Source organism: Wielerella bovis, assembly GCF_022354465.1.
Taxonomy (GTDB): Bacteria; Pseudomonadota; Gammaproteobacteria; order Burkholderiales; family Neisseriaceae; genus Wielerella; species Wielerella bovis.
The window spans coordinates 794706-805773 of sequence record NZ_CP092361.1 but is presented as its reverse complement, the minus strand read 5'-3'; the positions used below and the strand labels follow the sequence as shown (position 1 = coordinate 805773).

12 protein-coding genes and 2 tRNA genes are annotated in these 11068 nt (G+C 42.9%); 1 reads left to right on the top strand and 13 read right to left on the bottom strand.

Annotated elements, in window-relative coordinates; translation table 11 throughout:
- Positions 1 to 82: 82 nt before the first annotated feature.
- On the top strand, positions 83 to 310 hold the full coding sequence (locus MIS45_RS04070) for a hypothetical protein (protein ID WP_249443365.1): 228 nt from the start codon (positions 83 to 85) through the stop codon (positions 308 to 310).
- A gap of 111 nt (positions 311 to 421) precedes the next feature.
- Here MIS45_RS04070 and MIS45_RS04065 read toward each other — a convergent pair whose 3' ends face one another.
- The 13 genes from MIS45_RS04065 to MIS45_RS04005 form a co-directional block, all read right to left on the bottom strand.
- Complete coding sequence (locus tag MIS45_RS04065) at positions 422 to 1678, bottom strand: NRAMP family divalent metal transporter (RefSeq protein WP_249451096.1); 1257 nt, start codon at positions 1676 to 1678, stop codon at positions 422 to 424.
- A 371-nt stretch (positions 1679 to 2049) separates the two neighbouring features.
- Positions 2050 to 3183, bottom strand: a complete 1134-nt coding sequence (locus MIS45_RS04060) for a glycerate kinase (RefSeq protein WP_249451095.1) — start codon at positions 3181 to 3183, stop codon at positions 2050 to 2052.
- Between the two features lie 82 nt (positions 3184 to 3265).
- Positions 3266 to 5074: an aspartate--tRNA ligase gene (gene aspS, locus MIS45_RS04055; RefSeq protein WP_249451094.1), complete on the bottom strand. Its 1809-nt coding sequence runs from the start codon at positions 5072 to 5074 to the stop codon at positions 3266 to 3268.
- 54 nt (positions 5075 to 5128) lie between these two features.
- A complete protein-coding gene (locus MIS45_RS04050; RefSeq protein ID WP_249451093.1) occupies positions 5129 to 5527 on the bottom strand; it encodes a hypothetical protein in 399 nt (132 codons plus the stop codon).
- 56 nt (positions 5528 to 5583) lie between these two features.
- Positions 5584 to 6024 (bottom strand): VapD, encoded by a 441-nt coding sequence (locus MIS45_RS04045; protein WP_249451092.1) that lies wholly within the window; start codon positions 6022 to 6024, stop codon positions 5584 to 5586.
- On the bottom strand, positions 6021 to 6269 hold the full coding sequence (locus MIS45_RS04040; protein ID WP_249451091.1) for a hypothetical protein: 249 nt from the start codon (positions 6267 to 6269) through the stop codon (positions 6021 to 6023). Before MIS45_RS04040 ends, MIS45_RS04045 begins: the two co-directional genes overlap by 4 nt.
- Before the next feature lie 139 nt (positions 6270 to 6408).
- Positions 6409 to 6702 (bottom strand): hypothetical protein, encoded by a 294-nt coding sequence (locus tag MIS45_RS04035; RefSeq protein WP_249451090.1) that lies wholly within the window; start codon positions 6700 to 6702, stop codon positions 6409 to 6411.
- A 32-nt stretch (positions 6703 to 6734) separates the two neighbouring features.
- Positions 6735 to 7394: a DUF502 domain-containing protein gene (locus MIS45_RS04030; protein ID WP_249451089.1), complete on the bottom strand. Its 660-nt coding sequence runs from the start codon at positions 7392 to 7394 to the stop codon at positions 6735 to 6737.
- Between the two features lie 66 nt (positions 7395 to 7460).
- The gene (locus tag MIS45_RS04025) at positions 7461 to 8594 is read right to left on the bottom strand and encodes a phospholipase A (RefSeq protein WP_430472154.1); all 1134 of its coding nucleotides are present in this window, start codon (positions 8592 to 8594) and stop codon (positions 7461 to 7463) included.
- 146 nt (positions 8595 to 8740) lie between these two features.
- Positions 8741 to 8816, bottom strand: a tRNA-Thr gene (locus MIS45_RS04020).
- Positions 8817 to 8866: 50 nt separating this feature from the next.
- Positions 8867 to 8942 (bottom strand) — tRNA-Thr (locus tag MIS45_RS04015).
- 167 nt (positions 8943 to 9109) lie between these two features.
- A complete protein-coding gene (gene lolD, locus MIS45_RS04010; protein WP_249443354.1) occupies positions 9110 to 9799 on the bottom strand; it encodes a lipoprotein-releasing ABC transporter ATP-binding protein LolD in 690 nt (229 codons plus the stop codon).
- Positions 9792 to 11042 carry a lipoprotein-releasing ABC transporter permease subunit gene (locus MIS45_RS04005; protein ID WP_249443353.1) on the bottom strand — a complete coding sequence of 417 codons (1251 nt, stop codon included), beginning with the start codon at positions 11040 to 11042 and terminating at the stop codon, positions 9792 to 9794. The genes lolD and MIS45_RS04005 overlap by 8 nt, the downstream gene beginning before the upstream one ends.
- Positions 11043 to 11068: the final 26 nt, after the last annotated feature.

The following is an 11068-nucleotide window of genomic DNA, read 5'->3' as shown; positions in this document are numbered from 1 at the left end:
CCAAACGTGAATGATAAATCTGAAAATACCCAATATCGCGGCTGCTGAACCCACGATAATTGATTTTTCTGAAAGAACACAAATGGATACTTTAATTTTTCCCAATCAAACACGCAATCGTGCTTGGCGGCGTTGGCAAAGTCGTAAAAATAGCCATCGCCAACACGTTCAAAAACAGGTTTATTGTTGGAAACCTGAAAAAAATTGGAAACTACTCTACACGCGTGGCGTTAAAGCACATCGCGCTAGACAGTTGGGATTTATTTACCCTTTGAGCGAAAATGATTTTTATGCGGAATGGTTTGATTAATTTTTGAAATTTTCAGGGTATGGTTTTAAAAACCATACCCTGATGTTGTTTTTGGTTTACAGGCTGAAATTTTTGTGAAACCTATTCAGGCTGCCTGAAAACTTATTTGGTTTATTTCAATAGACCAAATTTATCCGCCAAAAACAGCAGCGTAAAGCCCGTCAAAAAGATTAAACCCACAAACGACAAATACAGCAAACCAGCCGATAAAGGTCGAGTACTGCCTTTGCGAATCAGCGACAAATTTAACCAAGCAAAAATCGGAGCACTCACAAATGACGCAACAGTCGCAAACGCCATCATTTTTAATACCGCACCTTTGAAGAAAATAATCACGCCCATGCCACTAATCGCCGCAAGCACAATCCACACAGCCAAAATGCGGTTATTACTTTTCTTTTGCTTGGTCAGCAAACGCATAGCCTCCATATTACTGCGCGAATAACCGTCCACCACCGTCAAAGTTGTGCCATACATGCACGCAAACGCAATAAATGCCACCAACCAACGCGACCATTCGCCGATTGTTTTAGCATACATATCAATCAGTTGCCCGATGTATGCTGCGCCCGCCATTTTCACTTCCACGCCCGAGCCGTGTTGTACCAACGCACCCAATGACAAAAACACCAATGCTAAAATTGCGGTAACCACATAACCCACATTGAAGTCAAAAATGCCGTCTTCATAGCTGACTGGGTTGAGTTGTTTTTTCGCAGCCACCCACAAGGAGTTAATCGCAGAAATTTCAATCGGCGCAGGCATCCAACCCATCAGCGACACGATAAACCCCAATGCCGCCAAATCCCAAGCCGATGGCGAAATGTAATCACTCGGCGCAACCGAACCGCGTGAGGCGGCAATCGCCACCGCCACCACCGTGGCAAATGTCAAACTAATCATGATGATTTTAGACATTCTATCTAATAAACGGTATGGGCCCACCAGCAACATCAGCACCGATGAACCCAAGACCATTCCCGCCAAAACATTGATGTCAAACTTCACAGGCAGCACGAAATTCAAAATTGCCGCGCAAACCATTGCCACCGCCGCCGTGTTAATCACGGTTGCAAACAAATTCAGTAACAAAAAGACACACAAATAAACAGGGCTTTTTTCGGCATAGCCTTGAATTAAGCTCTTGCCCGTTTCTAGCGTGTATTGTGGACCAAAGCGAAAAAAAGGATATTTGAGCAAATTCGCCAAAATAATAATCAGTGCAAGCTGCCAACCGTACAACGCGCCCGCTTGCGTAGACATGATGATGTGCGAACCGCCCACCGCCGCCGTTGCCATCATCAGACCTGGTCCTATGGCGCGGAATTTACTCGCCCAAGTTGATGGTGTGTGTGTTTGTGTATTCATGTTGGTTTTCCTTGATATGGATAAATAGAGAGGGAGAAAGTTTCAGAAAAGATTATAAAATGTTTTCAGGCTGCCTGAATAAAAAATTGCTTATATTGCTTGATGATAACGTTCGTTTATGCAATTTTTGTACACAATGATTTCAGAATATATAGTCGTTTGAAATTATAGTGGATTCAATTTAAATCAGGACAAGGCGACAGCGACCGCCGTGTACACCTAGTACATAAGGGAGCTGGCACCGCTGTACTGGTTTAAATTGAATCCACTATAATTTGAAACAACTATATTTTTTATTTTTCCCTGAAATCATAATCAAAAGGCAGCCTGAAAACGATTTTTCAGGCTGCCTTAATAATTAGAAAACAAGTTTAAAATTTACGATGATATAAACGCGCTACATTTTGCGCAGTTGAAACCAAATTATTGTGTGCAGCTGCCAGCGTTTCTGCCAATGTACCCAAATGACAAATACTTGGGAAAACCGCATCAATACCGTGTTCATATACCACTTCATAATCTTCACGCAAACAACCCACAATCGCAATCACAGGTTTACCAAATTGTTTGGCAACACGCGCCACACCAACAGGCGTTTTACCGCGAATACTTTGTCCGTCCATACGCCCTTCGCCCGTAATTACCAAATCCGCATCACGAATATGCGTTGCCAAATCCACGCTATCAATCACAATTTGCACGCCAGCATTTAATTTGGCTTGTGGCAAAGTCAGTAAACCTGCGCCCATGCCACCCGCTGCACCCGCACCCGCGTGTTGCGCGATTTCTTTGCCCAAATCTTTTTTCACGCAATCGGCAAAATTTTGCAAGGCTTGGTCTAATTGCGCCACCATTTCAGGCGTTGCCCCTTTTTGCGGACCAAAAGTTGCCGATGCACCATGTTCACCACACAAAGGATTGTTCACATCACAAGCGATTTCAAATGATACCTGTTGCAAACGCGCATCCAATCCGCTGTAATCCACTTTTGCGATTTTGGCTAATTCCGCGCCACCAAAGCCGATGTCGTTGCCATTTGCATCCAAAAATTTTGCGCCTAAGGCTTGCAACATACCCACGCCACCATCATTGGTCGCACTGCCACCAATACCCAAAATAAAGCGTTTGGCACCATGTGATAAGGCAGCCTGAATCAATTCGCCTGTACCGTATGTGGTTGTAATTAAAGGATTACGTTTTTCAGGCTGCACCAAATGCAAACCTGATGCTGCCGCCATTTCAATAATCGCCAGTTCTCCATCGCCCGATAAACCAAATTGCGCAGTAATACGATTACCAAGCGGTGCCGTCACCTCCACGTCCACCAATTTGCCACCTGTGGCATCAATCAGAGATTGCATGGTTCCCTCGCCACCATCTGCCATAGGAACTTGGACAAATTCTGCTTCAGGAACGATTCTTTTCCAGCCGATTTCAATGGCTTGTGCAACTTCTTGGGCAGTTAAACTTTCTTTAAATGAATCAGGGGCAATGACAATTTTCATGGTGTATCCTTTAAAAATAGAGAGAAGAAATAAAAAACATATAAATGCAGCCTGAAAAATATTTTCAGGCTGCCCTATTGTATTATGCTTCTTTATTTTCTGCAGCTTTGACACGCAAACGCAAACCAACTTCGCGCAACTGTTTATCATCAACAGAATTCGGCGCATTGGTCAGCAAGCATTGGGCGCGTTGCGTTTTCGGGAAGGCAATCACGTCGCGAATGGATTCCGCACCCGTCATCAAAGTAACCAAACGGTCTAAACCAAACGCCAAACCACCATGCGGCGGCGCACCATATTTCAAGTTATCCAACAAGAAACCGAATTTCTCTTGTTGCTCTTCGGGCGTGATTTTCAAGGCGGCAAACACTTTTTCTTGAATGTCAGCACGATGAATGCGGATTGAACCGCCACCAATTTCCCAACCATTCAACACCATATCGTAGGCGCGTGCCAAGCAATTTTCAGGCGCGGAAGTCATCAATTCTTCATGACCTTCTTTGGGCGCGGTAAACGGGTGATGCACGGCAACATAGCGGTCGGCTTCTTCATCGTATTCAAACATCGGGAAATCCACCACCCAAAGCGGTTTCCACTCGTCCACAAAATAGCCGTTGGCTGCGCCGTGTTCGTGTCCGATTTTGATGCGTAATGCACCCATGGCTTCGTTCACGATTTTCGCTTTGTCCGCGCCAAAGAACACGATGTCGCCATTTTGTGCGCCTGTTTGCGCGATGATTTCTTTCAAAGCATTTTCAGACAGGTTTTTCACGATGGGCGATTGCAAACCGCTGTCTTCGCCATTGCTGATTTTGCTCACATCGTTTACTTTGATGTACGCCAAACCTTTCGCGCCATAAATGCCGACAAATTTGGTGTACTCTTCAATTTCTTTGCGGCTGAATGTTGCGCCATTTGGCACACGCAATGCCACCACGCGACCGCCTTTCATGTCCGCCGCCGCACGGAAGACTTTCAATTCTTCCGTTTTCATCAATTCGGTCAATTCCGTGAATTTCAAATTCACGCGCATATCGGGTTTGTCCGAACCGTAGTAGAACATCGCTTCGCTGTATGGCATACGTGGGAAGTCGCCCAAGTCCACGCCCAGCGCGTCTTTAAACACTTGTTTTGCCATGCCTTCTGTGATGTCCATAATTTCATTTTCGGACAAGAATGAGGTTTCCAAGTCAATTTGCGTGAATTCAGGCTGCCTGTCGGCGCGCAAATCTTCATCGCGGAAACATTTGGTAATTTGATAATAACGGTCAAAACCCGCCACCATCAGCAACTGTTTGAACAACTGTGGCGATTGTGGCAAAGCAAAAAATTCGCCCGCGTGAACACGGCTTGGCACAAGGTAATCGCGCGCGCCTTCGGGTGTGGAGCGCGTGAGCATGGGCGTTTCAATGTCAATAAAGCCTTGCGCGTCCAAATAACGGCGCACGCCCATTGCTACTTGGTAACGCAAACGCAGGTTTTTCTGCATTTGTGGGCGACGCAAATCCATCACGCGGTGGGTCAAACGCACGTTTTCGCTGATGTTGTCTTCGTCAATCGGGAACGGTGGCGTGGCGGCGGCGTTCAAAATCTCGATTTCTTTGGCAAGAATTTCAATTTTGCCTGAAACCATTTTGTCGTTTTCCGTGCCAGCAGGACGGGCGCGCACACGACCTGTGATGCTCAATACATATTCGCTGCGTGAGCTGTCTGCCAATGCAAACGCTTCGGGGGTGTCGGGGTCAATCACGACTTGGACGATGCCTTCACGGTCGCGCAAGTCAATGAAAATCACGCCCCCGTGGTCGCGGCGGCGGTGTACCCAGCCTTTGACGGTTACGGTTTGTTCTAAATATTGTTCGCTGATTAAGCCGCAATAATTGGTACGCATATTGTTGGGTTTCCTTGTTTAAATATTTTTAAATTAAATCAAAATTTTTTGGTTTCAGGCTGCCTGAAACAATTTTTCTAAAATAATTTTTTGAATTTCTGGGTGAAATTCCTCATACATTGAATTTAGCCGAACATTATTTTTACCATCTGGTTTTAAAACTCTAAATTCATTAGTGTTAATCCAATTCACATCAACACTAGCCGATACTAATTCAGGTATAGCCTTTACTTTATTATTGGTAATAATACCAATGGCTTTAATAATTAAATCACTAGAACTAGGAGAAAAAGATTTAATATAAACAATATCGCCAACTTTTAATGTTGAGATAAAATTATGCAAATCAGGAGCTTCTGTTTCATTCCAACCAAATCCAACGATGGCATTATCAATAAAATCTTGGCTAACATCATAATCATCATAATTCGCACCAAAAGCATAAATTGCCATTTTGTTCTCCTAGAAAATATTTCAGGCAGCCTGAAAAAATGCAGGCCGTTTTAAAATCATTTCAAATCAATACTCTTAATTTTATTCAACGGCAAAGTAATATTCCCCACCGCAAAATTTTGTTGATTCAAAATTTCGTTCAATTTGTCTTCTGGCAAACCTGCTTGTAATAAACTTTGGCGCAACTGGTTCATTTGTTGGATAAACGCCTGACGCGCATTTTCCACGCCGTCCACGATAAATTGCGCGTCCAAATCCGCTTCCAAACGGTAAAATTTCACATTGGACACGCATTTGGCAAACCAATCATATACCGCCGCCACTTCCTGCAATGCCAATGTGCCGTGTGCTTCGCTGATGTCATCGCGTGTGCTGATGTACACACTGCCTTGAATATTGTCAAAACCGTGTTTTTTCAATACGGTAGCAATGTTGTAATAGGCATTATTGGGTGAGTAATCTTGGTTTAAATCAAAGGCAATCAAATATTTACTCATGTTTTACTTTCTTTCAGGCTGCCTTTCAGTACACGACAAAAATCATTTCCGTAGGTCGGGCATTCATGCCCAACATGAGAAATCACGGCACATTGTCGGGCATGAATGCCAGACCTACAAAATGTCGTGTACTGAAAAGCTGCCTGAAAATATTTCAGCCCAAACAATAATGCAATCACAATAAAAGTAATCAGTTGCAGCCAAATGAGTACATAAGCAATTTGTGGCACGACTGGGATTTTCACGCATGACGCGGTGTAATGCAGGCAGCGTTTGTGCTTGTGGCGATAAAAATGCTACCACCAATTTGCAAGTCATCACGATGATAAATGCATAAAAAAATAATATGCCCACAGTTTTTCCTTTTTCAGGCTGCCTGAAAATTTATTCTAATGGGTGATTTTTGCTTACCAATATTTTTTGAATGCGATTTCGGTAAATTTGTATGCTTTTGGGCGTGCCAATAATCATCAAAGTAACAGCAAAAAATACTGGAAAATGCAGCGATGCACCACGATACAATAAATAGAAAAATGGCATCATACCGATTATCAAACTGATATGCACGAAAACGAAAATCCATAAAACAAGTTTAACGGATTTTTGTTTTTCAAGCGATAAATCTTGCCATTGTATATCAGGGTTTTGCGACCATTTTTTCAATAAAAATGTAAACATGATATACCTTTCAGGCTGCCTGAAAATTTCATTTATATATTTTCTGGCGATGATTTTGTAGGCAATTCGTCAGGCATAACCATGCCCAAAGAAATCACATATTTCAAAGCTTCATCTACCGTCATATCCAGTTCACGAATATCGCTTTCGCGCACCATAATGTAGTAGCCGCCAGTCGGATTCGGTGTGGTTGGCACATACACGGAAACGTAGCCCGATTTTTCAGGCAGCGCGTCCGACACCGATTGAGGTACGCTGCCTGAAACAAAGGCAATCGTCCAAATATCAGGCTGTGGAAATGGCACGAGTACAGGCGTTTTAAACGAACGAGAATTGTCCGAAAACAAGCTCTCGGATACTTTTTTTGCGCTGGAATAAATGGATTTAACAATTGGAATTCGCCCTAGCAGACTATCCCAGCCTTCAATAATTTTTCTGCCCAATACGTTGGCTGCAAATACCCCTGTGATAAACAAGGCAACAATAGCAATCACAAAACCTAATCCTGGAATATGAAAGCCTAAATATTGTTCAGGCTGCCATTGTGGTGGAATAAGGTTAATTAAGCGGTCAGTTGCACTAATAATATAGTTGATAATCCAAATGGTTACAGTAATGGGAAGCCAAACTAATAATCCTGTAATCAAATATTTTTTCATGCGTTTGCTAATGCTATTGTGGGATTCTGTCATAAGCTGTGTCCATGTTACAAAAAGCAAAACGTATCATTATACGCGTTTTGTGGTTTTCAGGCTGCCTTAAAATGCGTCCCAGCCATTAAACATAATGCCAACGCCAATGCCTGTTTGTTTGTGATTGTAATCCAATAAACTTTCGCCATAGCCATGGAATCCTTGAACATAGCCTTTTAGTTTACCTTGAATAGGGAATGTATAATTTAATTGCACAGCACCTTTATTTTTAGCAGGATTGTAGCGCAAAGTAGAAGAAAAAGTGTGTTGTTTATCCAGTTGGTATGCCAAGCGAATATCGCCATAACCCATATAATCCATAATATCGGGATTGTCATCGTCATCACCATGAGGGTCGATACGCGCCCATAGGCGTGGCATAACGGTTAATTTGCCCCATTCCATACCTGCCATTGCGTAAACACGATTCCATGAACGCGATAATGGACGCGATTGTCCATTGGATTGATGCACATAACCTGCGCCCAACATACGCAATTTGCCACCAAAAGGCAAATTGGCTTTGACGGGTTGTGTCAGGAAAATTTCGGGAGCGTAATCATTATTGCGAAATGGTGCAGATTTTTCGCCTTGATTATAAACTTGCCAGTTGGATTGTTGTGTATAAGCTACCCATAAATCAGAACGCGTCTTGAACAAATCTTCCATCACTTTGGTTTTGACTGAGATTTGCAATTTGGCTTCTAAACGTTTTTGTTCGGTTTGTACATCGTTTATTGCAGTACCACGAGTAGGCGTGTGTGGATAATAATTAGGGCTGGTACGATACCAAGCGGGCAATATATAAGTTGGTTCGTGTTCGCGCAGACTGAAAATGCCACTCTCATTATTTTTATCTAAATCATACAGTTGAGATAATGGTGTATACGCATCGGCTGCATCAGCCAAGTTTTCAGGCTGCGGTGTGTTGGCAAACACAATTTTTGGAGCTTGTTTTTCTTTGCTTGCTTCAAATGTTTCTTCTAAATCAATAGTTTTAGATGCTGGTTGAATGGTTTGAATAGCTTGTTTAGGAGGAAGCTGTTGTGCATATGCGCTATCAAAACACGCCAAACGTTTTGCGTTATCTTTAATAAAAGCGCAAGATAGAGCAACATCGTTTAATGCGGTGGTTTCAGCATGAACGATGGTTGTGGAAAAGGGAAGTAGTGGTAAAACAAAAAGTGTGTTTTTTTTCATTATCATCACGAGAAAATTGAAAGCACATCTAAAAAAATGCAAAGTAGCATTCTAACTGATTTTTAATGTGATACCAATCCGAAAATAAAAGTTTTGGCAACCTGAAATAAAAAAAGAAGACTGCATTTTTACAGTCTTCTTCAAAATGGTGCCGGCGGCAGGAATCGAACTCGCGACCCCCTGATTACAAGTCAGGTGCTCTACCAACTGAGCTACACCGGCATAAGAAAGGAAGTTGTGTTTTACAAACAAAATGCTTGTAAATAAAAATTTGGTGCCGGCGGCAGGAATCGAACTCGCGACCCCCTGATTACAAGTCAGGTGCTCTACCAACTGAGCTACACCGGCATCGGGAAAGCGCGTATTATGCAAATTTTATGCGATATTGGCAAGATGTGTTTTGAAATAAAAATACAATAATTTGTTTTTAAATTGAATTTTATTTATTCCTAATAATCTTTCAGGCTACCTTTTAAAATATATTCATTTGTAAAAGGCAGCCTGAAAATGAAAGATTAGGCAGCCTGAAATGTTTGCAGCGTGCCTTCTTGCATGGTTAAAACGCGATTAAAACGTGTTGCCAATTCATCATCGTGGGTAACCACCACCAACGCGGTACCCAATTCTGCTTGCAATGCCAACATCATGTCCAATACATGCATGGCGTTTTTGCGGTCAAGATTGCCTGTGGGTTCATCTGCCAGTAAGCATTTTGGATTATTGACCAATGCGCGTGCGATGGCAGCACGTTGGCGTTCACCACCCGATAATTCGGTTGGGCGATGCATCATGCGTTGTGCTAAACCCACTTTTTCCAGCATGGCTGCCGCTCGTTGTTCAGCTTCGCTTTTGTTTATTTTGCCAATCAAAAGCGGCATCATCACGTTTTCTAGCGCGGTAAATTCGGCAAGCAAATGATGGAATTGATAGACAAATCCCAAATATTGATTGCGTAATGCGCCGAGTTTGGCTTGATTGAGCGTGGATAAATCTTGCCCCATCAACGCGACATTGCCCGATGTGGGTACATCCAATCCGCCCAGAATATGCAGCAAAGTGGATTTGCCGCTGCCTGATGCACCAATAATACTGACACTTTCACCTGCATCAATTTGCACATTGAGATTATTGAGTACATCTACATTCAGGCTGCCATCGCGGTAAGATTTGCTGACATTAGTACATTGGATAATGGGATTATTCATAACGCAAAGCCTCCGCAGGTTGAGTACGCGCTGCACTCCAACTTGGATAAAGAGTCGCCAAGAAAGATAAAGTCAGCGAAATCACAACTACGCCAATCACATCGGCAGCCTGAATATCGCTTGGCAAATAATCAATAAAATACACTTGGGACGATACAAAATGAACACCAAATTGTTCTTCTACCCATTTAATCATCACGCCGATTTTCCACGCCAAGAGTAAGCCGAAAATCAAACCTGTCAGCGTGCCTAAAATCCCTGCCACCATGCCTTGTACGACAAAAATTTTCATCACGCCGCGTGGCGATAAACCTAATGTTCGCAAAATAGCAATGTCAGCTTGTTTTTCATTCACAGCCATTACCAGCGATGAAACCAAATTGAACACAGCAACAATGATGATGCAAGTCAGCAATAAAGTTAGCAGTCGTTTTTCCATTTCTACAGCATTGAAATAACTGCGATTATTATCTGTCCAATTTTGCGTCCATATAGTTAAACGTTCGTTTTCAGGCAGCACTTTTTGCATCACGGCTGGCGCATTTTGTGGGTCAGCAAGTCGCAAACGTAAAGCAACCGCAGCATCGTCAGCACGATACAATTTTTGTGCATCTGCCAAATGAATCAATGCGGTTGTGTTGTCTGCTTCGTCCACACCAGTTTCCACAACACCGACAACAGTAAATTGTTTCAAACGTGGTACTACGCCTGCGGGAGTAACATTGCCTTCTGGTGTGATGACGGTAACTTTACTGTTTGGCTCCACATCTAAAATATGTGCTAAACCTTTGCCTAGGACAATGCCAAATTCTTCTTCTTTCAGCGCATCAAAGCTACCAAATACCATTTTATTGGCATAATCCACCACTTTTTTCTCTTGTTCAGGGAGAATACCTGTGAGTTGCACACCACGCACTTCGCCCGAATTTGCCAATAAACCTTGTCCTGATAAAAATGGTGCAGTAGCGATGACCCCATTTTGTTTATCAAAACGCTGTTGCAAATCATGCCAGTTGGCATTTTCGCTTGCGCCCATCATGTGTCCCACAATCGCATGCGGTGCAATGTTGAGCAACTGTCCGCGAATTTCTTTTTGAAAGCCATTGACAACCGACATCACAACAATCAGCGCAATCACACCCAAAGCGATGCCCAAAATGGAAATGATGGAGATAAACGACATAAAGCCGCTGCGTTTTTTGGCGCGCAGATAGCGCAAACCTATCCAAGTTTCTAGTGCCATATGTTTATTGTCTGTATCCAAAATAA